Source organism: Streptomyces sp. BK79 (assembly GCF_044142145.1).
Classification (GTDB): domain Bacteria; phylum Actinomycetota; class Actinomycetes; order Streptomycetales; family Streptomycetaceae; genus Streptomyces.
In genome coordinates this window covers 160,672-186,324 of the sequence record NZ_JBHVOC010000001.1, presented here as the reverse complement: position 1 = coordinate 186,324, position 25,653 = coordinate 160,672, and the positions used below count along the sequence as shown (strand labels likewise).

At 71.9% G+C, this 25,653-nt stretch carries 25 protein-coding genes; 17 read left to right on the top strand and 8 right to left on the bottom strand.

The window, feature by feature from the left end; genetic code table 11:
- Positions 1-126 precede the first annotated feature (126 nt).
- From ACFIF2_RS00880 to ACFIF2_RS00870, 3 genes are read left to right on the top strand one after another with little or no spacing between them, the layout of a single operon-like run.
- Entirely contained in the window at positions 127-771 is a 645-nt protein-coding gene (locus ACFIF2_RS00880; RefSeq protein ID WP_395570466.1) for a TetR/AcrR family transcriptional regulator, read from the top strand.
- Positions 772-776: 5 nt separating this feature from the next.
- Positions 777-1,001, top strand: a complete 225-nt coding sequence (locus ACFIF2_RS00875) for a hypothetical protein (protein ID WP_395570465.1) — start codon at positions 777-779, stop codon at positions 999-1,001.
- A gap of 46 nt (positions 1,002-1,047) precedes the next feature.
- A complete protein-coding gene (locus tag ACFIF2_RS00870) occupies positions 1,048-2,826 on the top strand; it encodes an amidohydrolase (protein WP_395570464.1) in 1,779 nt (592 codons plus the stop codon).
- A gap of 114 nt (positions 2,827-2,940) precedes the next feature.
- On the opposite strand, the gene ACFIF2_RS00865 is transcribed toward ACFIF2_RS00870, so the two are convergent.
- Together ACFIF2_RS00865 and ACFIF2_RS00860 are read right to left on the bottom strand one after the other, a co-directional pair.
- A complete protein-coding gene (locus ACFIF2_RS00865) occupies positions 2,941-3,324 on the bottom strand; it encodes an FhaA domain-containing protein (RefSeq protein ID WP_395570463.1) in 384 nt (127 codons plus the stop codon).
- Between the two features lie 93 nt (positions 3,325-3,417).
- A complete protein-coding gene (locus ACFIF2_RS00860) occupies positions 3,418-3,852 on the bottom strand; it encodes a VOC family protein (RefSeq protein WP_395570462.1) in 435 nt (144 codons plus the stop codon).
- Between the two features lie 104 nt (positions 3,853-3,956).
- Between ACFIF2_RS00860 and ACFIF2_RS00855 the strand changes: the two genes are divergently transcribed.
- From ACFIF2_RS00855 to ACFIF2_RS00845, 3 genes are all read left to right on the top strand, one after another.
- Positions 3,957-4,688: a GAF and ANTAR domain-containing protein gene (locus ACFIF2_RS00855; protein ID WP_395570461.1), complete on the top strand. Its 732-nt coding sequence runs from the start codon at positions 3,957-3,959 to the stop codon at positions 4,686-4,688.
- Positions 4,689-4,823: 135 nt separating this feature from the next.
- Positions 4,824-6,188: an APC family permease gene (locus ACFIF2_RS00850; RefSeq protein WP_395570460.1), complete on the top strand. Its 1,365-nt coding sequence runs from the start codon at positions 4,824-4,826 to the stop codon at positions 6,186-6,188.
- A gap of 148 nt (positions 6,189-6,336) precedes the next feature.
- Positions 6,337-7,818, top strand: a complete 1,482-nt coding sequence (locus ACFIF2_RS00845) for a fused MFS/spermidine synthase (RefSeq protein WP_395570697.1) — start codon at positions 6,337-6,339, stop codon at positions 7,816-7,818.
- A gap of 7 nt (positions 7,819-7,825) precedes the next feature.
- Here the strand turns inward: ACFIF2_RS00845 and kdgD are convergent, their stop codons facing one another.
- Complete coding sequence (gene kdgD / locus ACFIF2_RS00840) at positions 7,826-8,752, bottom strand: 5-dehydro-4-deoxyglucarate dehydratase (protein ID WP_395570459.1); 927 nt, start codon at positions 8,750-8,752, stop codon at positions 7,826-7,828.
- A 253-nt stretch (positions 8,753-9,005) separates the two neighbouring features.
- Here kdgD and ACFIF2_RS00835 point away from each other — a divergent pair, with 253 nt between their 5' ends.
- The 8 genes from ACFIF2_RS00835 to ACFIF2_RS00800 all read left to right on the top strand — a co-directional run bounded on the left by ACFIF2_RS00835 (position 9,006) and on the right by ACFIF2_RS00800 (position 16,364).
- Positions 9,006-9,881 (top strand): LysR substrate-binding domain-containing protein, encoded by an 876-nt coding sequence (locus ACFIF2_RS00835; protein WP_395570458.1) that lies wholly within the window; start codon positions 9,006-9,008, stop codon positions 9,879-9,881.
- A gap of 239 nt (positions 9,882-10,120) precedes the next feature.
- On the top strand, positions 10,121-11,458 hold the full coding sequence (locus tag ACFIF2_RS00830; protein WP_395570457.1) for a gluconate:H+ symporter: 1,338 nt from the start codon (positions 10,121-10,123) through the stop codon (positions 11,456-11,458).
- Positions 11,459-11,533: 75 nt separating this feature from the next.
- On the top strand, positions 11,534-12,868 hold the full coding sequence (locus tag ACFIF2_RS00825; protein WP_395570456.1) for an enolase C-terminal domain-like protein: 1,335 nt from the start codon (positions 11,534-11,536) through the stop codon (positions 12,866-12,868).
- Between the two features lie 101 nt (positions 12,869-12,969).
- Complete coding sequence (locus ACFIF2_RS00820) at positions 12,970-13,614, top strand: dihydrofolate reductase family protein (protein WP_395570455.1); 645 nt, start codon at positions 12,970-12,972, stop codon at positions 13,612-13,614.
- A gap of 81 nt (positions 13,615-13,695) precedes the next feature.
- Entirely contained in the window at positions 13,696-14,229 is a 534-nt protein-coding gene (locus ACFIF2_RS00815; protein WP_395570454.1) for a gas vesicle protein, read from the top strand.
- Positions 14,226-15,206: a gas vesicle protein gene (locus ACFIF2_RS00810; RefSeq protein ID WP_395570453.1), complete on the top strand. Its 981-nt coding sequence runs from the start codon at positions 14,226-14,228 to the stop codon at positions 15,204-15,206. The genes ACFIF2_RS00815 and ACFIF2_RS00810 overlap by 4 nt, the downstream gene beginning before the upstream one ends.
- Positions 15,190-15,504 (top strand): gas vesicle protein K, encoded by a 315-nt coding sequence (locus tag ACFIF2_RS00805; RefSeq protein WP_395570452.1) that lies wholly within the window; start codon positions 15,190-15,192, stop codon positions 15,502-15,504. The genes ACFIF2_RS00810 and ACFIF2_RS00805 overlap by 17 nt, the downstream gene beginning before the upstream one ends.
- Positions 15,501-16,364 carry a GvpL/GvpF family gas vesicle protein gene (locus ACFIF2_RS00800; protein WP_395570451.1) on the top strand — a complete coding sequence of 288 codons (864 nt, stop codon included), beginning with the start codon at positions 15,501-15,503 and terminating at the stop codon, positions 16,362-16,364. The genes ACFIF2_RS00805 and ACFIF2_RS00800 overlap by 4 nt, the downstream gene beginning before the upstream one ends.
- On the opposite strand, the gene ACFIF2_RS00795 is transcribed toward ACFIF2_RS00800, so the two are convergent.
- The 5 genes from ACFIF2_RS00795 to ACFIF2_RS00775 all read right to left on the bottom strand — a co-directional run bounded on the left by ACFIF2_RS00795 (position 16,354) and on the right by ACFIF2_RS00775 (position 21,681).
- Positions 16,354-17,157, bottom strand: a complete 804-nt coding sequence (locus ACFIF2_RS00795; RefSeq protein WP_395570450.1) for an SAM-dependent methyltransferase — start codon at positions 17,155-17,157, stop codon at positions 16,354-16,356. The two genes, ACFIF2_RS00800 and ACFIF2_RS00795, sit on opposite strands and share 11 nt — an antisense overlap.
- A 153-nt stretch (positions 17,158-17,310) precedes the next feature.
- Positions 17,311-18,051, bottom strand: a complete 741-nt coding sequence (locus tag ACFIF2_RS00790; RefSeq protein ID WP_395570449.1) for a sporulation protein — start codon at positions 18,049-18,051, stop codon at positions 17,311-17,313.
- A 101-nt stretch (positions 18,052-18,152) separates the two neighbouring features.
- Complete coding sequence (locus ACFIF2_RS00785) at positions 18,153-19,331, bottom strand: 4-hydroxybenzoate 3-monooxygenase (RefSeq protein ID WP_395570448.1); 1,179 nt, start codon at positions 19,329-19,331, stop codon at positions 18,153-18,155.
- Positions 19,332-19,434: 103 nt separating this feature from the next.
- Positions 19,435-20,190 carry an IclR family transcriptional regulator gene (locus ACFIF2_RS00780; protein WP_395570447.1) on the bottom strand — a complete coding sequence of 252 codons (756 nt, stop codon included), beginning with the start codon at positions 20,188-20,190 and terminating at the stop codon, positions 19,435-19,437.
- Between the two features lie 123 nt (positions 20,191-20,313).
- Positions 20,314-21,681, bottom strand: a complete 1,368-nt coding sequence (locus ACFIF2_RS00775; RefSeq protein ID WP_395570446.1) for a CoA transferase — start codon at positions 21,679-21,681, stop codon at positions 20,314-20,316.
- 117 nt (positions 21,682-21,798) lie between these two features.
- Here ACFIF2_RS00775 and ACFIF2_RS00770 point away from each other — a divergent pair, with 117 nt between their 5' ends.
- The 3 genes from ACFIF2_RS00770 to ACFIF2_RS00760 all read left to right on the top strand — a co-directional run bounded on the left by ACFIF2_RS00770 (position 21,799) and on the right by ACFIF2_RS00760 (position 25,481).
- The gene (locus ACFIF2_RS00770; RefSeq protein ID WP_395570445.1) at positions 21,799-22,365 is read left to right on the top strand and encodes a PadR family transcriptional regulator; all 567 of its coding nucleotides are present in this window, start codon (positions 21,799-21,801) and stop codon (positions 22,363-22,365) included.
- Between the two features lie 47 nt (positions 22,366-22,412).
- Positions 22,413-24,131 (top strand): acyl-CoA dehydrogenase family protein, encoded by a 1,719-nt coding sequence (locus tag ACFIF2_RS00765; RefSeq protein WP_395570444.1) that lies wholly within the window; start codon positions 22,413-22,415, stop codon positions 24,129-24,131.
- A 132-nt stretch (positions 24,132-24,263) separates the two neighbouring features.
- Complete coding sequence (locus tag ACFIF2_RS00760) at positions 24,264-25,481, top strand: serine hydrolase domain-containing protein (RefSeq protein ID WP_395570443.1); 1,218 nt, start codon at positions 24,264-24,266, stop codon at positions 25,479-25,481.
- Positions 25,482-25,653 lie beyond the last annotated feature (172 nt).

Sequence of the window (25,653 nt, the reverse complement as noted above, 5' to 3'; positions counted from 1 at the left end):
GCGGGCCGGGACGGGGGTTCGGGCGTGCGGGATGTCCGGCGCCCATAAACCTAAAGGCTTTCGGTTTCCGCAATGTAACCTCTCCTTCAGACAGCTGGGAAGACCCTTGAGGGGGAACGGGACACCATGGGACGGCCGCGCACGCCCCTGCTCGACCGGGAGCGCATCACCACCACGGCGCTCGAACTCGTGGACGCGCGGGGCGAGTTCAGCGTGCCGCAGATCGCGCGCCGACTGGGGGTGCAGACGGGGTCGGTGTATCACCATGTGGACGGCCGGGACGGAATCGTCGAGCTGCTGCGCGAGCGGGTCGCGGAGGCCATGGACATCACCACCCTGGACGTCCGGCCCTGGGACGAGGCGCTCGCCGCCTGGGCCCGCTCCTACCGGGCCGCCTTCGCCGCGCACCCGAGGGCCATCCCGCTGCTGATGACGTCCCCCGTGCGGGCTCCGCGTGTGCTGGAGCAGTACGAGCGAGCCGTCACGCTGCTCCTGGACACCGGGTTCCCGGTGGCCGACGTGATGCCGGTCATCATCGCGCTGGAGGACATCGTCCTCGGCTCGGCCCTGGACCTCGCCGCGCCCGAGACGATGTGGGACGTGGCCGACGGCGCCGCGACGCCAAGACTGGCCGAGGCGCTGGACGCGGTCGGCGAGAACCGGTCGGACCGCGCGTTCGAACTCGCCCTGGAGGCGTTCCTCGCGCACACGCGCCGCATGCTGGACGGGGACGGGGACGGGGCACCGTGGCCTCGGCGCGGGCCTCGATAGACGACGTGCTCCACCCCTCGGAGCGGCAGTTCGCGCTGCGGCTGCCCTCGGGCGGCCGCAGCCCCCTTCCCGACTTCCTCATCGGCGGCGTCCCCGACGCCCACGACCGCGCCCTGTGGCGGGACGTCCGGTTCGACCCGATGCGCTCCCGGCGGGCGACCGGCACTCCGGCCGATGGCCCTTCGACCTCGGGTGACACGCGTAACGCCACGGATATCCGGACCTCTTGACTCCGTAACGCGGGGAGTGGATCGTACGCGGGGCCACCTTCCGTACGTGTACACACCAACCGAACCGGAGGCGCCCGTGTGCGACCTGCACGATCCCAACGAGCACAGTCACGAAGCCACCGCCGCGGCGGGTCTCAGCCGGCGTCAGATCGTGCAGCTGCTCGGCGCCGCCGGAATCGCCACCACGGCGGTGACCGCGACGGCCGATCCGGCGATGGCGGCCACCGCCGACAGCACCGTGGGCGTCACCGAGGCACAGGCGGCGGCGTACACGCCCCCCGAGGGCCTGGCCGAGGACTCGGCGGCCAAGCGGACCGCGCTCGCCTGGATCGACCGGAACGCCGCACGGATCACGGGCCTCAACGACGAGATCTGGGAACAGGCCGAACTCAGCCTCAGGGAGTGGAACTCCTCCCTCGCGCAGGCCGACTTCCTGCGCGAGGCGGGGTTCGACATCGAGTTCGGCACGGCGGGCTTCCCGACCGCCTTCACCGCGACCTACCGGCGGGGCAAGGGCGGCCCGGTCATCGGGTTCAGCGGTGAGTACGACGCCCTGCCCGGCCTCTCGCAGAAGGCCGGCGCCGGGGAGCACGACCCGCGGGAGTACGTCCACGACCCCTTCGCGCCGGGCTACGGCCCCGGCCACGGCTGCGGCCACTGCGCCCTCGGGACCGCCGCCGCGGCCGCTGCCGCCGCCGTCGCCGAGGCGGCCCGGCGCCACCGCCTCGACGTGACCGTCAAGTTCTTCGGCTCCACCGCCGAGGAACAGCTCATCGGCAAGACGTACGCGGTCAGCCGGGGCGTGTACGACGGCCTGGACGCGTTCCTCGACTGGCACCCCTCCACCGGCAACGCCACCGGCTGGGGCACCTCCAACGCGATGACCGCCGTCACCTTCACGTTCCTCGGTGTCGCGGGCCACGGCGGCACCCCGCTCGGCAACAAGAGCGCGCTGGACGCGGCCGTCATGATGGCGTCCATGTCGGAGTTCCTCCGCGAGGAGAGCATGGGCCCGTCCGCCCGGCTGCACTGGGTCATCAACAACGGCGGGGACATACCGAACGTCACCCCGGAGATCGCGCAGATCTCGTACTACGTCCGCGAGGGCAGCGTCGAGCGGGTCAACTCCCTGCTGGACAAGGTGATCGCCGTCTCCGAGGCCGCCGCCAAGGCCAGCCGCACCTCGGTGCAGCACAGGATCACGTCCGCCTGCTGGAACCAGCTCCCCTCCAAGGCCTTCGCCGAGCTGATGTACGACAACATGCGGCAGATCGGCCCGCCGGAGTTCTCCGCCGACGCCCAGCGGCTGGCCAAGGAGCTGCAGAAGTCGCTGGGGCTTCCGGAGTCGGGCCTGCACGCCACGATCAGCGAGCTGACTCCGCCCAACCCGGTCTTCCTCGGCGGCGGGTCCACCGACGTCGCCGACATCAGCTGGCAGGTGCCCACCGTCTCCATGGGCGCGGCACTGGCGCCCATCGGCACGAAGATGCACACCTGGTCCACCGCTTCGTGCGCCGGTTCCGCGCCCGGACACGCCGCGCTCCGGGCGGCGGCCAAGTACCTGGCGGCGACGGCCGTCGACCTGCTGGTGAAACCGGAACTGCTGCGCGCCCTCAAGGAGGAGTTCGACAAGCGCCGCGAGGGCGTGGAGTGGAAGACCGCTCTCCCGGAGGGCTACGAGCCGCCGATGTACCAGCCGCCCGCCTGGTTCCTGAAGCGGACGGGGCAGAGCTGGCCGCCGAAGAACATCACGTGGCCGCCCCGGCGGATCGTCAGCAAGGAGAAGTTCTCCTCACTCGGCCCCGCCCTCCAGCCGCAGACCTGACAGCGGGACGACCCGGTCGAACAGCCCCGCGAGCTGTTCGACCGGGCGCCGGTTCCCTCACCGCGGCGCGACGGCCCGGCCGGCCGGAGGAGGATTGGCCCCACCGCTCACCGCTCACCGTCCTTCGGCCGGAGCGATACGGCTGCGGACGCGGAAGCGGTCGGTCGCGTCGTCCGGTGCGGGGCACAGGTCGACCGTGACGGGGCCGGCGAAGGTGTACCCCTGTTCGGCGGCGTGGCGACGCACGTGGTCGGCGACGGCGGGTGCCACGGGCAGGGGGCTGGCCGCGATCCGCCGGTGGATCGGGGGCAGTAGTTCGATCACGAACGCGTTGGGCGCCACGACGCGTTGCCGGCCGACGATCAACGTGTTGTCGTCGCACTGCCGCAGCAGCGTGGTCAGGGCCTCGCCGTGCGTCGGCCTGGCCGGCAGGACGCGGTCCCACACGGTGGCCGCCCACTGTTCCATGAGGCGTTCACTGGTTCCGAGAAATCTCATCGGGGGCGCCTGCCCCACCGCCCCCTGGACAGGCTCACCCACACGGGTCGACTTCGAGGAGCGCGACCACGAGCCGGGCGGCCGCGGGACCACTCAGTCGAGACAGAACTCGTTGCCCTCGACGTCCTGCATCACCAGGCACGACTCGTTCTCCTCGTCGGCGACCAGCAGCCGCACGCGGCGCGCTCCGAGCGCCACCAGCCGCGCGCACTCGGCCTCGAGCGTGGCCAGGCGCTCCTCACCCACGAGCCCGGTGCCGACCCGGACGTCGAGGTGGAGCCGGTTCTTGACGGCTTTCCCCTCGGGAACGCGCTGGAAAAACAGCCGCGGCCCCACGCCCGAGGGATCGACGCACACGGACCACTTGCCCCTGTCCTCGGGCGGCAGCGAGTGAGTGTAGGCGTCCCACGTGGCGAAACCCTCCGGGGGCGGCGGTACGACATACCCCAGCGCCTCGCACCAGAAGCGGGCGACGCGCTCGGGTTCCGCGCAGTCGAAGGTGACCTGGAACTGCCTGACCGGTGACATCCGCCCACCCTAGCAAGGGACTTCGCATGTCATATCCCGGCCTGAGCGGGTAACAGGACGGTGTGACCGGCCGGCTGGACGGACGCCGTGGGAGGTGACGGACGATGGACCGGCCCGAACGCCGCCAACAGGGCGCCGGGATGATCGACTGGCTGCTGGAGACGTCCTCCGTACACGAGTTCCTCAAGCACCTGGTGGACGACGCCGTGAGCACCTCGGGCGCCGACGGCTGCGGGGTGACGCTGCAACGGAGCCGTCGGCCGACGACCGTGGTCAGCACCGGGGGAGTGGCGGACAAGCTGGACGAGAAGCAGTACGGCCAGGACGACGGCCCCTGCCTCCAGGCCCTGCGCACGGGCGAGGCCGTCCACGTCCCGGACACGCTCGCGGAGACCCGCTGGGGTGCCTACCCGCGGTTCGCGGCCGGCCTGGGCATCCGGTCCTCGCTGTCCCTGCCGATCCCGGCGGCCTCCCACACCGCCGGAGCGCTGAACTTCTACGCCGTCGGCCCGGACGCCTTCACCGACGAGGACCGGCACGCGCTGGCGCTGTTCGCCGCCCAGGCCGGCGGCGGGATCGCGCTGGCTCAGCGACTGGCGGACGCGGAGGACTTCGCCCACGAGGTGCAGGAGGCGCTGGCCTCCCGCAGCGTGATCGACCAGGCCGTCGGCACCGTCATGCAGGAACACCAGTGCACCGCGCAGGAGGCCTTCGACCTGCTGCGCCGCCTGTCCCAGGAGACCAACCTGAAGCTCCGTGACGTCTGCGCGCGTCTGCTGACCGGTGTGTCCGGACAGCCGCCCGCCCCGCCCCCGCCGCTGCGGCGCCGGCCCTGAGCGGCGTCGCCCGGGCGCCGAGGCGGGACAGGCCCCGTAGGCGGGTATCCGGCCGCGGGACGCCGGGGCATGACTCACTGGTCCGGGGGCAGGGAGGACGTTGTTCAGCTGCCGAACACCTCAGGGAGTGCACTCGTGACCACAGGCGAAAGAGACGCCACCGCCTCGCCGGGAGGCGCGGACGACACCCCGTTGCGGCGAGCCATCGGTCCCAAGCTGCTGATCCTCTTCGTCATCGGCGACATCCTCGGGACCGGCATCTACGCCACCACCGGCCAGGTCGCCGGCAAGGTGGGCGGGGCGCTGTGGCTGCCGTTCGTCATCGGGTTCGTGGTGGCCGTCCTGACCGCGGCCTCGTACGTCGAACTCGTCGGCAAGTACCCGCAGGCGGCGGGGGCGGCGCTGTACACGCAGAAGGCCTTCAAGGTGCCGTTCCTCACCTTCATCGTCGCCTTCATGGTCATGTGCTCTGGCCTGTCCTCGGCGAGCGCGGCGGCCCGCGCCTTCAGCGGTGACTACCTCGCCGAGTTCACCGGGCTGTTCCCGCCCACGCTGGTCGCGATCCTGTTCATCCTCGCCCTGGCCGCCCTCAACCTGCGCGGGGTGTCCGAGTCGGTGAAGACCAACGTGGTCCTCACCTTGGTCGAGCTGACCGGCCTGTTCATCATCCTCGCCGTCGGTGCCTGGGCCGTCCTGACGGGGGAGGGCGAGCCCGCCCGGCTCACCGAGTTCCAGGCGGACGGCAGCGGCTACGCGCTCCTCACGAGTGTGCTGGGGGCGACGGCTCTCGGCTTCTTCGCCTTCGTGGGCTTCGAGGACTCCGTCAACATGGCCGAGGAGACGAAGGACCCGTCGCGCACGTTTCCGCGTGCCATCTTCATCGGCGTCGCGGTGACCGGGACCATCTACGTCCTGGTCGCCCTGGTGTCCTCACTGCTCGTCGACCACCGCGTGCTGGAGGGTTCCAGCGGGCCGCTGCTGGAGGTCGTCAAGGCCGGCGGGCTGGACTTCCCGCCGAAGCTGTTCGCCCTGATCGCCCTGTTCGCGGTCACCAACTCGGCACTGATCAACATCATGATGGCGTCCCGCCTCTGCTACGGCATGGCGAACGAACGCATCCTGCCGCGCGCTCTGGGGCGGGTGCTTCCCCGGCGCCGCACCCCGGTCGTCGGCATCGTCTTCGTCTCGCTCCTCGCCATCGGACTGGTGTCCACCGGTGAGATCGCCGGCCTCGGCGACACCACGGCGTTCCTGCTCCTGTGCGTCTTCGCCGTCGTCAACGTCGCCGTCCTGGTCCTGCGCCGCGACCGCGTCGAGCACCGGCACTTCCGGACGCCGACCGTGCTGCCGGTGCTGGGCGCGCTCACCAGTCTGGTCCTCGCCAGTCCGTTGTCCGACCGGCCCGCGCACGTCTACGTCCGGGCGGGAGTGCTGCTGGCCATCGGCATCGCGCTGTGGGCGCTGAACAAGGCGGTGATGAGGTCACGCGGCGAGGGATGAGCCCTCGTGAGCGACCGGGCGGCGGTGGCCCGGCGCCGGGACCGGATTCTCCCGACTCCCGTCGGTGGTCGGCCCGCGTGCGAGGATGTCGCCCGTGACCGGACCGTCTTCCTCGCCGCCCGCCGAAAGCCCGCCCAGCGCGCACGGAATGGGTCCCCGCACGGCTGCCGTGCTCGTGTTCGGTTCCTCGGCGGCGGTCCTGGTGGTCGAGATCGTCGCGCTGCGTCTCCTGGCGCCCTACCTCGGCCTGACCCTGGAGACCAGCACCACGGTGATCGGCATCGCCCTCACCGCGATCGCCCTCGGTTCCTGGCTGGGCGGACGTGTCGCCGACCAGGTCGACCCACGCCGGCTCCTGGGCCCCTCGCTCGGCGTGTCCGGGGCGGTCGTGGCGCTCACTCCCGCCGTGCTGCGCGCCACCGCCGAGTGGGCGCCGGTGATGCTCCTGCTGATCGCGTCCCTGACCATCCTGCTGCCGGGCGCGCTGCTCTCGGCGGTGACGCCCATGGTGACCAAGCTGCATCTCACCAGCCTCGCCGAGACCGGAACGGTGGTCGGACGGCTGTCCGGCGTCGGCACCGTCGGTGCCATCGCCGGCACCGTCCTCACCGGCTTCGTCCTCGTGTCGCGGCTGCCGGTCAGCGGCATCCTGATCGGCCTCGGTGCCCTGCTGGTGGTCGCTTCCGCACTGGTCGAGTGGCGGACGCGCAGGCGCGTGCGAAGCTCCGCCCTCGTCCTCGCGGTCGTCGCAGGCGGCCTCGCCACCACGGTCGCGCCGGGTGCCTGCGACACGGAGACCAGGTACCACTGCGCACGCGTCGTCGCGGACCCCGACCGGAGCGGCGGCCGCACCCTCGTACTGGACGGCCTGCGGCACTCCTACGTCGACCTCGACGACCCGACCCACCTGGAGTTCACGTACGTACGCGCCCTCGCGTCGGTGGTCGACACCGCGTTCGCCGAAGGGGAGCCGCTCACCGCGTACCACGTGGGCGGCGGCGGGCTCACCTTTCCCCGCTACCTCGCCGCCACGCGCCCCGGCACGCGCAGCCTCGTGTCCGAGATCGACAGCGGCGTCGTGCGCGTCAACCGCGACCAGCTCGGTCTGCGGCCCGGAGCCGGCATCGACGTGCGCGCCGAGGACGGGAGGCTCGCCCTGCGGCGGCTGGACGCCGGCAGCCGTGACCTCGTCGTCGGCGACGCCTTCGGGGGCGTCAGCGTCCCGTGGCACCTGACCACGGCGGAGGCGATGACCGACGTACGGCGGGTGCTCGACGAGGACGGCCTGTACGTCGCCAACCTCATCGACCACGGCGCCCTGTCCTTCGCACGCGCCGAAGTGGCCACCCTCGGCGAGACCTTCGAGCACGTGGCCCTCCTCGGGGACCCCGCCGACCTCGGACTCGACCGGACGAACGCTCCCGAGGGCGGCAACATGGTGGTGCTGGCCTCCCGGCGACCGGTCGACCTGCGCGCGGTCCAGGAGGCGCTGAACGCCCGGGACACCGGCTGGAGGATCGCCGGCGACGACGACCTCACCTCCTGGACCGGCGACGCCCAGGTGCTCACCGACGACTACGCGCCCGTCGACCAGCTCCTGCAGCCCTACGCTCCACCGGGCGGCCGGTGAGGGCGGGTCAGACCGCGGTGGCGGGCAGGGCGGCGATCAGCGCACGGAGTTCGTCGAACTCGGCGGGGTTCAGGTCGGTCAGCGGGGGGCGTACCGGGCCCGCGCTGTGACCGGTGGCCGTCATACCGGCCTTGACGATGCTGACCGCGTACCCGGCCTGACGGTTGCGGATCTCGGTGTAGGGGAGGACGAAGTCCGACAGCATCCGCGTGACGTCCGGCTGCCGGCGCTCGCGGACGGCGGCGTAGAAGTCGAGGGCGAACCGGGGCAGGAAGTTGAAGATCGCCGAGGAGTAGGTCGTCACGCCGAGCTGGAGGTAGGGCAGGGCGAAGGTCTCGGCGGTGGGCAGGCCGCCGATGTAGGTGAGGCGCGCGCCGAGACGGGCGTGGATGCGGGTCATGGTGTCGATGTCGCCGACGCCGTCCTTGTAGCCCACCAGGTTGGGGCAGGTGTCGGCGAGCCGGGCGACGGTGTCCGCGGAGTAGACCGCGTTGGCACGGCTGTAGACGACGACGCCGAGGGAGGTGGCGCGGCAGACGGCTTCGACGTGCCGGGCCAGCCCTTCCTGACCGGCTTCGGTGAGGTAGGGCGGGAACAGCAGGACGCCGTCGGCCCCGGCCCGCTCGGCGGCGGCGGCGAACTCGACGGCGGTGGCCGTTCCGTAGCCGGCCGGGGCCAGGATCGGGGTGCCGTCGGGCGCGCTGCCGGCGGCGGCGGCCACGACGCGTTCGACCTCGGCGGGGGTGAGGGAGAAGAACTCGCCCGTGCCGCCGGCGGCGAAGAGGCCGCCGACGTCGTACCCGGCCAGCCGGACGATGTTCTCCCGGTAGGCGTCCTCGTCGAAGGACAGGTCGTCGCGGAAGTGGGTCACGGGGAAGGACAGCAGACCGGAGCCGATGCGGCGGCCGAGTTCTTCCGGGGTGAAGGACGTCATGGAGTGCTCCTGGAGGTCGTGGTGAGGCGCGACGGACGACGCCCGGGGCGCGCCGGTGCCGCCACCGTCGCTCCGAGGTCCGGGACGGGCGGTGCGGTGGTGCCGGCGCGGGCGGCGCGGCTGTCCGTCGTCGACGCCGCCCGCGCCGGGTCGGGGAAGCCCTCGCTTCACGTCCGTTCGTGGACGACGCTACGGTCGCGAATGATTCACGTCCAACACAGATTCTGGATCTCGCGATACCTGGAGAGCATCGTTGTTCACTCTCGCCCAGCTGACGAGCTTCGTGGCCGTCGCCGAAGAACTGCACTTCACCCGCGCCGCGGAGCGGCTGAACATGACGCAGCCGCCCCTGAGCCGGCAGATCCAGCTCCTGGAGAGCGAGCTGCGCGTGCAGTTGCTGGACCGCACCAACCGCAGAGTGCGACTCACCCCGGCCGGTCGGGCCTTCCTGGGAGAGGCGCGCCGCATCCTGCGCCAGTCCGAGCACGCGACGCTCGCCGTCCGCCGGGTCTCCACCGGAGAGGCGGGGGCCATCGCCGTCGGGTTCACGGCCGCCAGCGCCCACTCCGCCCTGGGGGGCCTGCTGGAGACCGCGCGGACGGCGCTGCCCGGTGTGGAGATCCTGCTCCAGGAACTCGTCACCCGCGACCAGTTGAAGGCGCTCAGCGACGGTTCGCTCGATCTCGGGCTGATCCGGCCGACCACCACGGGCGCGGACCTCTCCTCCCGCACGGCACTGCGCGAAGGACTGCTGGCCGCCCTCCCCGCCGCGCACCCGCTGGCCGCCGGTGACGGGCCGATGCGCGTCGAGGACTTCGACGGCGAGGAGTTCCTCATGTACTCGCCCATCGAGGCCCGTTACTTCCACGAACTGCTGATCAGCATCTTCCGGGCCGCGCGGACCCGCCCCCTGTTCGCCCAGTACCTCACCCAGGTGCACAGCATCCTGGCCCTGGTCGACGGTGGGTGGGGCATCGCGCTCGTGCCCGAGGCCGCGGCACGGATGCGCTACGGCGGGGTCGTCTTCCGCGAAGTGGCCCTGCCCGACCCGCAGCCGGTCGAACTGAGCCTCGTATGGCGCCCGGACAACGACAATCCGGCGCTCGAGGCGTTGCTGCGGCACCTGTGACATCCGCCTGACAAGTCGGCGTCACCGCACCGCCATACAAGAAAGGTATGACAAGCAACAAAATTCGACATGGACGTGCATCGGAACCGTCTCTACGGTCAAGGCAGCCACCGCCCGAGGAACACAAGGGCGTGCGACCCGGCGGGCCACTGGGCCCGGCCTCCGCCCCGTACGAGCGCCGTGCCACCTCCCCGGCGTGCGGGGTCGGCTCCTCGTTCCACAGTTCAAAGGGGAACTGCATGCCGCTTGTCGTAGTGGGAATCAGCGTCCTGGTTCTGCTGCTCCTGATGACCAGACTGAAGCTGAACGGCTTCGCCGCCCTGCTGCTGGTGGCCGTCGGTGTCGCCGTGGTCCAGGGCATCCCGGCGACGGACATCCCGGACGTCCTGGCCGAGGGCATCGGGGACCAGATCGGTGACACGATGCTCACCATCGGCCTCGGTGCCATGGTCGGCCGCGTCATGGGGGACTCCGGCGCCGCCCAGCGCATAGCCGGCAAACTCCTCGACGCCTTCGGGCCGCGCTGGGTCCAGGTGGCGATGGTCGTCACCTCGATGCTCATCGGCGTGACGATGTTCTACGAGGTCGCCTTCATCATCGTCGTGCCCATCGCCTTCACCCTGGTCAGGGTCACCGGGGCGAACCTGCTGTGGGTCGGACTGCCCATGTCCATCGCCCTGTCCACGATGCACAGCTTCCTGCCGCCGCACCCGGGCCCCACCGCCGTCGCGGCCACCTTCGACGCCTCCGTCGGACTGACGCTCTTCTACGGTCTGTTCATCGCCGTGCCGGCCGGCGCCCTCGTCGCGCTGCTCTGGCCGCGGCTGCCCTTCATCAGGGCGATGAACCCCGCCATTCCCCAGGGCCTGGTCAGCGAGCGCGAGTTCACCGACGAGGAGATGCCCGGCCTCGGCTGGTCGCTGTGCGTGGCGCTGTTCCCCGTCGTCCTGATCGCGGGGGCGGCGGTGACCGACATGGCCACGTCCGGCGACAGCACGCTGCTCAACACCGTCGCGTTCGTCGGATCGGCCCCGATCGCGCTGCTGCTGGCGCTGCTCCTGGCCATCTGGGCCTTCGGACCGCGGGTGGGGCGGAGCCTCGCGGAGGTCAGCGACTCCTGCTCCTCGGCGGTCAAGTCCATGGCGATGATCCTGCTCGTCATCGGGGCCGGCGGCGCCTTCAAGAACGTCCTGGTCGAAGGCGGGATCTCCGACTACATCAAGGACGCCACCGAATCCTGGTCCATATCCGCCCTCGTACTCGCGTGGCTCATCGCGGCCATCCTCCGCGTGGCCCTCGGCTCGGCGACGGTCGCCGTCGTCACGGCCTCGGGGGTGGTGCTGCCCCTGCTCGCCGACAGCGGTGCGCACCCGGAGATGATGGTGCTCGCCGTCTCCTGCGGTTCGATCGCCTTCTCGCACGTCAACGATCCCGGTTTCTGGCTGTTCAAGGAGTACTTCAACCTCTCGGTCATCCAAGCGATCAAGGTCCGGACCACCTACACCACCGTGCTGGCGATCCTGGGCCTCGGCGGGGTCCTGGTGGCCGAGTGGGCCCTGGACATCCTCAGCCTGTGACCGCCGTCGACCCCGACCTCGTCCCTCCGTACACGTAGACCTCACCCCCCCCCGTACAAGGAGTCAGAAGGACACATGAGCACGAGCCAGCCGACCGTCACCGCGTTCTCCGTCTATCCCGTGGCGGGCCGGGACTGCATGGAGCTGAACCTCTCCGGCGCCCACGGCCCCTACTTCACGCGCAACGTCGTCGTCCTGACCGACTCGGAGGGACGCACCGGCCTCGGCGAGGTGCCGGGCGGCGAGAAGATCACACAGACCCTGCGGGACGCGGCGCCCCTCGTGACCGGCGCGAAGGTCGGCGACTACAAGCGCGTCCTGCGCGAGATCGGGGACCGCTTCGCCGACCGCGACGCCGGCGGGCGCGGCGCCCAGACCTTCGACCTGCGCACCACCGTCCACGCGGTCACCGCCGTCGAGTCGGCGCTCCTGGACCTCCTGGGCCAGCACCTCGACGTACCGGTCGCCGCGCTCCTCGGCGACGGCCGGCAGCGCGACTCGGTGCGGGTGCTGGGCTACCTCTTCTACGTCGGCGACCCCGACCGCACCGACCTGGAGTACGTCCGCGAACCCGACGCGGACACCGACTGGTACCGCATCCGGCACGAGGAGGCGCTCACCCCCGAGGCGATCGTCCGGCAGGCGGAGGCCACCTACGACCTCTACGGCTTCCGGGACTTCAAGCTGAAGGGCGGGGTCCTGGACGGTGCCGAGGAGGTCAGGGCCGTACGCGCGCTCAAGGACCGCTTCCCCGACGCCCGGATCACCCTCGACCCCAACGGCGCCTGGTCGCTGCGGGAAGCCGTCGAACTCTGCGCGCCGCTGGCCGGCACGCTCGCCTACGCCGAGGACCCCTGCGGGGCCGAGGGCGGCTACTCCGGGCGCGAGGTGCTCGCCGAGTTCCGCCGCGCCACCGGCCTGCCCACCGCGACCAACATGATCGCGACCGACTGGCGGCAGCTCACCCACGCGCTCGCCCTGCAGTCGGTCTCCATCCCGCTGGCCGACCCCCACTTCTGGACGATGCAGGGTTCGGTCCGCGTGGCACAGCTGTGCAACGCGATGGGGCTGACCTGGGGATGCCACTCCAACAACCACTTCGACATCTCCCTCGCCATGGTCACGCACTGCGGAGCCGCGGCCCCCGGCGCGTACAACGCCCTGGACACGCACTGGATATGGCAGGAGGGCCTGGAGCGCCTGACCGTCGACCCGCCCCGCATCGTCGGCGGCGAGATCGCCGTCCCGAAGGCGCCCGGCCTCGGCGTACGACTCGACATGGACCGGCTCCTGGCCGCCCACGAGCTCTACCGGACGAAGGCTCTGGGCGCACGGGACGACGCCGCCGGCATGCGGTACCTGGTGCCGGACTGGGAGTTCGACGCCAAGCGGCCCTGTCTCGTGCGCTAGCCCGACGCCGGCCGGTGTCGATCCGGGCACGCCTCGTTCGACGCAAGGGTGTGCGGCGCCCGCCGCACGACGATGCGACACGACCAGGCGAGGACACCCCCGTGGACCAACTGCTGAGAGTCATGAACTTCAACGTCTCGCGCGACGGAATCGCCGCCGGCGAGCACCAGAGCCTCGAGCGGCCCTTCGGCCTCGACCACGCCGAGCGGCTGTTCGCGTGGGCCGGAGCGACGGCGAGCTGGCCCATGCGGACGGAGCCCGGGGGAAGCCGGGGCCTCGACGACTACTTCACGCGGGACTTCGCCCGCCACATCGGTGCCGAGATCATGGGCCGCAACAAGTTCGGACCGCAGCGCGGACCCTGGCAGGACCACGAGTGGCAGGGCTGGTGGGGGGAGGAGCCCCCGTTCCGCACGCCGGTGTTCGTCATGACCCACCACACCCGTCCGCCGGTCACGCTCTCCGACACCACGTTCCACTTCGTCGGCGGGGACCCGGCCGCCGTCCTCGCACGAGCCAGGGAAGCGGCGCGGGGCAAGGACGTGCGGCTCGGCGGCGGCGTCACCACCATCCGTCAGTTCCTCGAAGCCGACCTCGTCGACACCCTGCACGTGGTGGTCTCGCCGGTGACCCTCGGGTCCGGACTGCGGCTCTGGGAGACCCCCGACGAGCTGCTCGACCGGTTCCGTCTGGAGGTCGTGCCCAGCCCGAGCGGCGTGACGCACCACCTGTTCTGGCGCAGATGACGCCGGCCGCACCGCCGGCGTGACGGGGCGTGCCGGGCCCCCGGGGTGTGTGAGAGCCGGGGGAGCGGACACACGCATGGCATGAGCAGCTTTTCGGAAGGGAGCACACCGGCCGGGAACGCGGCCCCGCCTCCGGCCGTGCGGCGCGGGTCGGCGACGCCCGCCCTGTCGGCCACCGGGCCGGCGCCGCTGCGGCCCAGCCGGGACGGTGAGGGCAGCCTGGCGCACGTGGTCGAGACCCTGCTCGACAAGGGTCTCGTCCTCAACGCCGACATCATGGTCTCCGTGGCCGGCGTGGAGCTGCTGGGCATCAGGCTGCGGGCGGCGCTCGCCTCCTTCGAGACGGCCGCGCGCTACGGACTGGAGTTCCCGTCCGGCACCGACACCGAGACCGCCGCATGGCGGCAGGCCCGCGAGGAGAAGGAGACCTGCCCGGAGTGCGGCAAGCGGGCCCCCGTCGACCAACTGCTGAACCGATGGTGCCCCTGGTGCGGCTGGCGCAGCGCCCAGGCACGCCTCCGGCACGGGCAGGACGAGGCGCTCGGCGACGCCGACCGCGTCGCCGGGCTCGACGCGCGGGAAGCGGACCGCACCCGGCGGAGCGGTCGGGAATGACGGCCGGACAACCGGCGATGCGGCCCACCAGGGATCCGCGTGTCACCTTGGACGACCTGGTGGAAGTACTGCTCAACAAGGGCGCCGTCCTGCACCTCGACCTCATCGTCGCCGTGGCCGACATCCCGCTGATCGGTGTCAGCGTCCGGGCCGCGATCGCGGGGATGGAGACGATGCTGGAGTACGGCATGATGCGCGACTGGGACGAGGCGACCCGGGCGTGGGCCGAGCGTTCCGCCGTACGCCGCGCGCTGGAGCTGCGCGACGGAGAGACCGTCGTCTCCCGCATGAGCGGCGGCCATCTGCTGACCGGGGGCGTCTACACCGGCTGGCGCCCCGGCACCGTCTGCCTCACGGACCGGCGTCTGGTCGTCCTGCGGGAGGAGCCACGGGAGATCCTCTGGCAGGCCGACCTCGATTCCGTCGCGGCCGTACGACTGGAGTCCGAGCGCACCGTGGGCGGCGAGGAGCGGCTGCGGCTGCGGGTGGCCACCACCGACGGTCAGGAGGCGCGTCTGTCGGCCCGGGAGCCGGCCAGGCTGAGGGACCTGATCGACGACGTGTGCGGCGGACGCTTCGTCAGGCCCTACCCGTTCGACGGCGCCGACGAGGAGGAGCCCCTGGCCGAGGGGCATCTCTGGTACCAGGAGACCCGCCGCAGCGACGCGTTGTGGCGCGGCGGCCAGGGGCGGCTGACCGCCGGCCGCCTGACGTGGAAGTCGCCGATGGACGCCCGGCCCGCTCTGGTGCTGCCGACGGCCGACATCGCCGAGGTGCGGCAGGCGCCCGAGCCGGGCCCGGCGGGCGACGGCCGCGTGCTGGTGCTGCGGACCGCCGCGCACGGCGAGGTGAGACTGGCCGCCGAGGACCCGGCGGCCTGGGCGCGGACGCTGAGCGCGGCCGGGACCGCGGAGCCGGCCGGACGACCGTCCGGACCCAGCGAGTGGAGGGGTGAGCACCATGCCGTTGACCGTTGACGAGAAGAGCCTGAAGCACGGGGTGCTGTCCCTCGTGGTCACGTTGGTGGAGGTCATCCAGGAGGCCCTGGAACGCCAGGCCATGCGCCGCATGAACGGCCAGGACCTCACCGTGGAGGAGATGGAGCGCCTGGCGGACGCTCTGCTGGAACTGGACGAGGCGATGGAGCAGATCAAGGAGGACCACGGCATCACCTCCTCGGTGGCCGACCTGCACCGGGGCCTGGACGAGGTGGTGGACGACGTCGTGGACAAGCTGATCAACCCGCGGCGCTGGGCGGAGGAGACACGCGGATGACCGACGGCACGGCACTGTACGTCTACGCGCTCGTCCCGCACCGGGAGGGGGCGGCGGACGGCGTCACCGGCCTCGACGGCCGTCCCCTCCGCCTGCTGCACGCGCCCGGTACGGAGATCGCCGCCCTGGTGCACGAGGCCTCGCCCGTGCCCTTCGAGGGCGGTGACGAACAGGTGCGCCGCTGGGTCGGCGAGCAGAGCGAGGCCGTGACCACGGTGTGGGAACGCACCGGCAGTCTCCTGCCCCTGACCTTCAACGTGCTGGTCGCCGACGAGCCGCCCTCCGACGACCCCGCCGGCGACTTCTCCGGCGCACCGCCCGCGGACACGTCCGGCGGGCGGACCGCCGAACAGCGCCTGACGCACTGGATCACGCAACGGGCACCGGAGATCACCACCCGGCTCGAGGCCCTGGACGGGCGCGGCGAACTCAGGGTCGAGATCGCCGTCGACCGGTCGGCCGTCATGGCGCGCGAGCCGAGGGCACCCGCCGAGGAGCGCATGGCGGAAGGCCGGTCCGCCGGCATGCGCCGGCTGCTCGCCAAGCAGCGCGAACAGCAGGCCAAGAACGTGACGGGACAGCTCGCCGACGCCCTGCACGCCCAGGTGCGGCACTCCCTGCTGTCCGTCGCCGAGGACTTCCGCGACCGCGGCCACGCCCGCACCGGGCCGGACGAGACGGGTGTCCTGTCCGCCGCCCTGCTCGTACGTACCGAGGACATCGACACGGTGGGCGGTCTGCTGAGCGACCTGCAGAACCGCGAGCCCGCCGTCCGCATCCGCTTCCTGGGTCCCTGGCCGCCGTACTCCTTCACCGACGACAGCCTCAGCGCGTACGAGGACCGGGAGGTCACTTCTTGACCGCGACCCCGCAGACGGAGACGTCGGCCGTGGCTTCCCCGGGCTGGTCGGCGTCCGGGCGCCAGGTGGCCGTGGGCACGACCCCCGGCTCCACCAGATCCAGGCCGGCGAAGAAGGAGGCGATGTCCTGCGGCGAGCGCAGGTGGTAGGTGTGGGCCGACTGCCCGTTGTAGACCCCGACCGCCGTGTTGAGCGCCTCGTTGGTGTTCGTGCCGTCGCTCAGGGCCAGGTAACTGCCCGGGGGCAGGGCCGACATCAGCGTGCTCACCAGGTCGGCGGGGCGGTCGGCGTCGGAGAGCTGCCCCATGATGCCCAGCATGGTGAGGGCGACCGGGCGGGTGAGGTCGAGGGTCGCGGCGGCCTCGGACAGGATCCGCTCCGGGTCCCTGACGTCGGCGTCGACGTAGGCGCAGGCGCCCTCGGCGCTGCTGGTGAGCAGAGCCTGGGCGTGCACCAGGACGAGCGGGTCGTTGTCGACGTACACGATGCGGCTCTCCGGCGCGATGCGCTGGGCCAGTTCGTGCGTGTTGTCGGCGGTGGGCAGGCCGGTGCCGATGTCGAGGAACTGACGGATCCCGGCCTCGCCCGCGAGGAAGCGCACGGCGCGCGCGAGGAACCGCCGCTGCAGCCGCGCGACGGCGGCGAACTCCGGGAACGTCTTCAGGATCACCTCACCCGCCTCGCTGTCGACGGGGTAGTTGTCCTTGCCGCCCAGCAGGTAGTTCCAGACACGGGCGGAGTGCGGGCGATCGGTCTGCAGCCGGGCCCTGACGTCTTCACGCGGGTGAGTCATGGGGAAAGCTTCACATGAAGTCGGGCCCCGGGCGGCCGACTGCCGTGAACTAGGGGCGACTTCGCCGCTCACGTCCGCGCCTGCCGCGTACTTCGGTACCTGGCGCGGCGGCGGGGACGCGGCAGTCCGCGTCCCCGCCCCGTCACTTCGGTCCTACAGGCCGTGGGCCTTGAGCAGCGCCTTCAGCCAGGCGGTGACCTGAGCCTGGTCGCCCGCCTGCGCGTAGGAGAAGGCGTGCGGCCCGGTGCTGCCGATGACGAGGTCCAGCGAGTCCTCCCGGGCGATGAAGGCGGTCTCCAGCTGCCCGCTGCGGCCGGACTCCACCGGGAACCACAGCTCGAACTCCTGCCAGTGGTTCGCCTTCGAGTTGTCCCCTCCCTTGACCACCCCGTGCTTGACCTCCGCCTCGTCCAGCCGGTAGCCGAGGTCGAGGTAGGCCCGCAGAATGCTGTCCTGGGCCGGCAGCGCGTGGACCTCGAACTCGTCGAAGTCCCCCTTGTCCACCGCGTTGTCGACCGCCAGCTCGGTGCGGACCGCGGCCCGGCCGCCCTTGACGGGGCTGCCCAGGGCGTGGGTCAGCGGCATCTCCCAGGGCAGGTCGAACTCCACGTCCCAAGTGAGGGTCTCCCCCGCGTGCAGGGTGAACGCGCCGCTGCCGGGCTTCCAGGTGAGCAGCACCCCCGGGTTGTTCCACCCGGTCTCGGAGCTCTCGTCGTCCTCGAACCGCGTCACGACGTCGAGCGCGAAGCGGTCGATCTGCACGTCCGCCCCACCGCCCTGCACGGTCACCTTGGCCGGCAGCTTGTCGCCCGGACGCACCGAGGTGCTGCCCAGCACGGTCTCCACGCTCGGCGCGTTGATGCCCAGCGAGCTGAGGAACTTGCGAAACGCCATGTCTGTATCCCCTCCCGAACGTTCACTTCGAACGTCCATGCGGGAACTGTAGTGGATGAAACCGGCCAAGATCAGCGGTTTGCGACAGGCGTTCCGGTGGCTCAGAACGTGCGGCCGAGCGGCCAGCCGGTGTACGCCTCGGCGAGGTACGTGCGGCCGGCTTCCGACTCGACGACCGTGCGGAGTTCGCCGATCTGCCGCATCCGGTCGAAGTCGCTCGCCCCGGGCTGCACGTGCAGCATGCTCGTCATCCACCAGGAGAAGTGCTGGGCCTTCCAGATGCGCTTGCGGGCGGTGTCGGGGAAGGCGTCGAGCAGCGTCTCGTCCCTGTCGTGGAGCAGCGCGCGCAGGGCGTCGGTCAGCAGGACGACGTCGGCGACGGCGAGGTTCATGCCCTTGGCGCCGGTGGGCGGCACGGTGTGGGCGGCGTCCCCGACGATGACGACCCGGCCGCGGCGCATCTCGTGGGCGACGAAACTGCGGAAGCGCAGCACGTCGCGCTGGAAGACGGGGCCCTCCGCGAGGGTGGTGCCGGGGACCCGGGCCTGCAGGATCTCCCACAGCCGGTCCTCGGAGTACGCCTCGGTGTCCGCGTCCGGGTCGCACTGGAAGTACATCCGCTGTACCTCGGGGCTGCGCTGGCTGATGAGGGCGAAGCCGTCGGGGGAGTTGCTGTAGATGAGTTCCTCCGCGCTGGGCGGCGCCTCGCACAGGATGCCGAACCAGGCGAACGGGTACTCCCGGAAGTAGCCGCCGTAGGCGCCGGTGACGGCCTCGCGGGCGACGCTGCGCGAGCCGTCCGCGCCGACCACCACCTCGGCCTCGATCTCGATCCGGCGGCCGTCGGCGTCCTTGGCGATGATCCGCGGCCGGTCCGTCCCGGCGTCCTCCACCCGCTCGGCGGTCACCTGGAAGCGCAGGTCCTGGCCCGCGGCGAGACGTGCGGCGACCAGGTCCTTGAGCACCTCGTGCTGGGGGTAGAGCCACACGGCCCGGCCGACGGTGCCGGTGAAGTCGATGCGGTGGCCCTCGCCGTCGAAGCGCAGCTCGATGCCCTCGTGCTTCTGCCCGGCCGTGCGCACCCGGTCGGACGCGCCGGTCTCGGTGAGGATCTCGACGGTGCCCTGTTCCAGGATGCCCGCCCGGATGGTGGTCTCGATCTCCTGGCGGCTGCGGGAGTCGATGACGACGGACTCGATGCCCTGCCGGTCGAGCAGGTGGGACAGCAGCAGACCGGCGGGGCCTGCACCGATGATGGCGACACGGGTGCGTACGGACATGTCGTCTCCTTCGACGGACGCGGGGATGCCCAGGAGTCTCGCGCCGGCCGGGACGCTTGACGACGCCTCTTCCCATTGAACGGGAATCGAGTTCGGTCGAGGGTCACGGACGCCGCGTGCCGAGCGCCGCCGAGATGCCCGCCGCCGCGGCACGCAGCTCCTCCACCGCGCCGCCGGTGGACGCGTCCCGGGGAAGGACGACCGACAACGCCGCGATCACCTCCCCGCGGCCCTCGCGCACCGGCACGGCCACCCCCGTGGACACCGACTCGACCGTCCCCGGCGCCACGACGACACCGTCACGGCGGATGCCGGCCAGCAGGCGCCGCAACCGCGCCGGGTCGGTCACGGTCCCCGGCGACACCGCGTCGAGCGGGCCGGACAGGACCCGCTCCCGCAGCTCCTCGGGGCCGTGCGCGAGCAGGACCAGGCCGGACGACGAGGCGTGCAGGGGCAACCGCCCGGCGATCCGGGTGATGTTCGCCCCCGCGTGCGGATGCGACAGCCGCTCGATGAAGAGCGTCTCGTCCTTCTCGAGGACCGCGAGCTGGGTGTGCTCGCGCACGCGGGCCTGCACGCGCTCCATGAAGGGCAGCGCCGCCTGCCGCAGCCGCAGGGCACGCGAACCGCGCAGCGCCAGCTCCCACAGCCGCATGCCCAGACGCACCCGCTGCTCCTCGTCCCGGTCCAGCAGCCCGCACTCCACCAGTTCGGCCACGATCCGGTGCGCCGTGGACGACGGGAGCCTGGCCCGCCGTCCGATCTCGGCGGCCGTCTGCACGGTGCGGTCGGTGTCGAACGTCTCCAGGACGCGGACGATCCGCTCGGTGACCGTCTCCCCGGACGGTGAGTTCGCCATCGGGCGCCTTCGCTCCTTACGTCTGAGGTGCCGGAAGTGTGACGGTACCGGTCGTGCAAGGGTGACCGGGTCGCCGCTCGCGCCCGGCGGTCAGGAGGGCTGGGCCTGTGCGCCCCCCTGCGGTCAGTTCCAGACGGGCAGGTCCGTGCCCCATTTCCCGGGCGGACGCGCCCAGTCGCGGGGCGAGCCGTCGTAGCGCACCGGGGGCAGTGCGTGGTCGAGCACCCCGTAGGGCGATGCGGTCCTGGCCAGCCAGCTCCGCGGTTCGTGTGCGTCGCCCGCGAGCGGCGCGGGACGGATGCCGTGCAGGAGCCAGGACGCGGTGCCGGCGAGGGACAGGCGCAGCTGCCTCCCCCCGCCGGATGTCTGCCGGTCGGCCAGTGCGCGCAGGACCGCGGCGGCGAGGAGGTAGCCGGTCGCGTGATCCAGTGCCTGCGCGGGCAGTACTCCCGGCATGCCGTCGGCCGCGGACTCGATCGCGGCGATACCGCTCGCGGCCTGGACCAGGCTGTCGAAACCGCGGCGCGAGGCCCACGGCCCCGACCAGCCCCAGGCGCAGAGCTGAGCGACGATCAGGCCGGGCCGCCCGGCCGACAGGGCGTCGGGGGCCAGACCGTACCGGTCCAGCGCGCCGGGTCGGTAGCCGGTGAGCACGACGTCGGCCGAGCCGAGGAGAGCGTCGAAGACGCTCCGGTCCGAGGGAGCGGAGAGGTCCAGCAGGGTGGAGCGCTTCCCGAAGCCGGTGTCCGCGTGGGCGTCACCGTCCTCCAGGAGCCGGGGCGGGTCCACGCGCAGCACGTCGGCCCCCAGCAGGGCGAGGGTGCGCGTCGCGACCGGCCCGGCGATGACCCTGGTCAGGTCCAATACCCGTACGCCACCGGCCGGCAGCGCCGCCGCCGGCAGCGTCCGTGGGCCGTCCCCTTCGACCTGCCGCGTCTCGACCAGCGGGGGAGCGGAATCGGGCGGGACCGGCGCCGGGGCCACGGCCACGGCCAGGCCGCCCGCCGCGTAGACGGTCTCCTGCACCGACCGCGCCGGGCGGGTGGCCAGCTCGTCCGACAACCGGCCGGCCAGCACCCGGTCGTCGCCGGTGTCGGGGACGCCCAGCGCGGCCAGCAACCGGGCGCGGTGGTGCGGGTAGTTGGCGTGGGTGCGCACCCAGCCGTCCGCCGCGCGCCAGAACCCGGACAACGGCGCGAAGGACGCCGGGGCCCGGCCGTCCACGCGCAGGTGCCGCTCGCTGACGAACGCCGTGGCCACCGCCCCCTCGTGCACCCGCACCGCCGACAGGGGTCGGGTGCCGCGCCGTGCCAGCAGTTCCGCGGCCGCCAGGGAGCACACGCCCACGGAGGCCCGCGCCAGTTCCCGCACCGGCAGACGTGCCGGCAGGACGCCGCTCGCGCCCTCGTACGACACCCGCTCGACCAGTTCGGCTCGTCCACCGAGGGCGGCCCAGGCGTGGGCGGTCGCCTCGTCGTCGGTTCGCGTCATCGGCTCAGCCTGCCCCATTACGCGGTGGTGCGGGGTGTGCGGCGGATCCGGGTGAGCCGCGTCTCACCGGGATCCCGCGACTTGCCTATGCAACAAGTTGCATAGGAGGATGCGGGCATGGCGCTCGAACACGCGATCCTCGTCTCGCTGCTGGAGAAGCCGGGCTCGGGGTACGAACTCGCGCGCCGGTTCGAACGGTCCATCGGGTACTTCTGGACCGCCACCCACCAGCAGATCTACCGCGTGCTGCGGCGCATGGAGGGCGACGGCCTGCTGGACGTCCGCGAAGTGCCGCAGCAGGGGAGGCCGGACAAGAAGGAGTACTCCGTCGCGGCACCCGGCCGCGCCGCACTGACCGCGTGGCTGCACCGGCCGATCGAACCCGAGAGCCTCCGGCACGAGCTGGCCGTGAAGATCCGCGGCGCGGCCTTCGACGACCCGTCGGCGCTGATCTGTGAGGTCGAGCGCCACCGCACGGCCCACGAGGACCGGCTCGGGCGCTACCTCACCGGTGAGCGCCGGGACTTCGCCGGCCCCGACGCTCCCCGGCCGCTGGACGCCGGCCAGGAGCTCCAGCACGTCGTGCTGCGCGGAGGCATCGCCTTCGAGCGGATGACCATCGCCTGGCTCGACGACGTCCTCGACACCCTCCGCCGGCTCCGCGACACACGGCCCGGCACCTGACCCGACCCCACCGTCCCACCCCCTCCGATCCCCGGAAGGCACCCCTCATGGCCGACCAGCTCCTGTTCAACCCGCGCACGTACGACCCGGCGCACTTCGACCCGGAGACCCGCAGGCTGCTGCGCGCCACGGTCGACTGGTTCGAGGCACGCGGCAAGCGCAGGCTGATCGAGGACTACCGCTCGCGCGCGTGGCTGGAGGACTTCCTCGCCTTCGCCGCGAAGGAGGGCCTCTTCGCCACGTTCCTGACCCCGGCGGCGGACGGCGACCGCCCGGACCAGCGCTGGGACACCGCGCGTATCGCCGCGCTCAACGAGATTCTCGGCTTCTACGGACTCGACTACTGGTACGCCTGGCAGGTCACCATCCTCGGCCTCGGACCCGTCTGGCAGAGCGACAACGCGGCCGCCCGCGCCCGGGCCGCCGAACTGCTCACCCAGGGAGACGTGTTCGCGTTCGGCCTCTCGGAGAAGAGCCACGGCGCGGACATCTACTCCACGGACATGCTGCTGGAACCCGACGGCCGGGGCGGCTTCCGGGCGACCGGCTCCAAGTACTACATCGGCAACGGCAACGCCGCCGGGCTCGTGTCGGTCTTCGGCCGCCGCACCGACGTCGAGGGGCCGGAGGGCTACGTCTTCTTCGCCGCCGACAGCCGCCACCCCGCCTACCACCTCGTCAAGAACGTCGTAGACTCCTCCAAGTACGTCAGCGAGTTCCGCCTCGAGGACTACCCGGTCGCCGCCCAGGACGTCCTGCACACCGGGCGTGCCGCCTTCGACGCCGCCCTGAACACCGTCAACGTCGGCAAGTTCAACCTGTGCACCGCCTCGATCGGCATCTGCGAGCACGCCCTGTACGAGGCCGTCACCCACGCCCACAACCGCATCCTGTACGGGCGGCCCGTCACCGCCTTCCCGCACGTCCGGCGGGAGCTGATCGACGCGTACGTGCGCCTCGTCGGCATGAAGCTGTTCAGCGACCGCGCCGTCGACTACTTCCGCTCCGCCGGCCCGGACGACCGCCGTTACCTGCTCTTCAATCCGATGACGAAGATGAAGGTCACCACCGAGGGCGAGAAGGTCGTCGACCTGATGTGGGACGTCATCGCGGCCAAGGGGTTCGAGAAGGACACCTACTTCGCCCAGGCCGCCGTCGAGATCCGGAGCCTGCCGAAGCTCGAGGGCACGGTCCACGTCAACCTGGCGCTGATCCTGAAGTTCCTGCGCAACCACCTGCTCGACCCGGTCGACCACCCGCGGGTGCCGACCCGTCTCGACGCGGCCGACGACACCTTCCTCTTCCGGCAGGGCCCGGCCCGCGGGCTCGGCTCCATCCGCTTCCACGACTGGCGCGCCGCCTTCGACGCCCATGCCGGGGTGCCGAACGTCGCCCGGTTCCGCGAGCAGGCCGACGCCCTGTGCACCTTCGTCACCACCGCGGCACCCGACGAGGGGCAGAGCCGCGACCTCGACCTGCTGCTCGCCGTCGGCCAGTTGTTCGCCCTCGTGGTGCACGGTCAGCTGATCCTCGAGCAGGCCGAGCTGACCGCGCTCGACGAGGACGTCCTCGACGAGCTGTTCGCCGTCCTCGTCCGCGACTTCTCGGGCCACGCCGTCGAACTCCACGGCAAGGACTCCGCCACGCGGGCGCAGCAGGACTGGGCGCTGGGCGCCGTCCGGCGCCCCGTCGTCGACGAGGCCCGCTCGGCCCGCGTGTGGGAGCGCGTCGAGGCGCTGTCCGGCGCCTACGAGATGGCCCCGTAGGCGACGGGGGCGGGGACCGCGACGCGGACCCCGCGTCGGCGCCGGCGCCTCCCCGGCGTGCCCCGGCCGGTGGGCTATCGTGCGGGCAACTCCCCGCAGGGCCCTGGCCCGCTCACACGCAAAGGGAACCGGATGCGCCTCAAGAACGCGGGCCTCGCGCTCGCGGGGTCCGCGATGGTGGTCGCCCTGGCCACCGCCTCGCCCGCCGTCGCGGACACCCCTCCCACCCTGCCCGATCCGTCGCTCACCGGTGTACTCGCCGTACAGAAGCAGGCGCTGGCCGCCGGGGCGCCCGGCGCACTGACCCGGATCGACTCCGGCGGCGCGGGGTACCGGATCGCGGTGGGCAAGGCTGACCGGGCGGCGGGCACGGCCATGGACGCCGACCGCAGGTTCCGCGTCGGCAGCGTCAGCAAGACCTTCACCGCCGTCGTGCTGATGCAGCTCGTCACCGAGGGACGCGTCGACCTGGACGCGCCGGCGAACGACTACCTCCCCCGGGCCCTGCCGGACGACCGCATCACCGTGCGGCACCTGCTGAACCACCGCAGCGGCCTGTGGGACTACACGAACGACATGTTCCAGCACACCGTCCCGGGCTTCGAGGCCGTACGGAACAAGGTGTTCACGTACCAGGAACTCATCGACCTGTCCGTCGCCCACGCAACCACCGGCGAGCCCGGTGCCGCCTACGGCTACTCCAACACCAACTTCGTGGTGCTCGGCCGGCTGATCGAGCACGTCACCGGCGTCCCGATGGCCACGCACTACGAGCAGCGGATCTTCGAGCCGCTCGGTCTGACGAACACCTCGTACGTCCATCCGCGGACGACTCTCACCGGTTCCCACGCCCGAGGTTACGTCCGTGACGACGACACCGCGCTGCCCCTGGTGGACTCCACCGAGCAGACCGTCTCCTGGGCGCAGTCGGCCGGTGCCGTCATCTCGAACTCCGAGGACCTGAACCGCTTCCTCGCCGCGGTCGTCTCCGGCGAACTCGTCGCCACGGAGCAACTGCGGGAGATGATGAGCCTGGTCCCGGTGAACGCCGACGGGACCCAGTCCTACGGACTCGGACTGCGGGGGAGGAAGCTCTCCTGCGGCGTCACCGTATACGGTCACACCGGCACGGTCCAGGGCTACTACACGTACGCGTTCACGACGGCCGACGGCGAGCGCAGCATGTCGTCGATGGCGAACACCTCCAACAACGGCACGGTGAACTCCATCCTCGGCACCACGCTCGAGGCCGCGTTCTGCGGCACCGAGCCCACGGGGACGAGCGCCCGGGCCCGCTTGGCCGACGGCGGCTTCGCCGAGGAGGTCGCTCCCCAGGTCGTGCGCGACTGACCGCCACCACCCGCCCCGACGGGCCCGGCGCCCGGCGCCGTGCGCCCTAGGGCCTGTCTGACAATTCCCGCCTGCCTCGCGACGCCATGCACGCTCCCCCAGAGGGGGCACCCCCACTCGCCGCACCGGGCGCAGAGCCGAGTACATCCAGTACGAGGCTCTACGCCCGGCA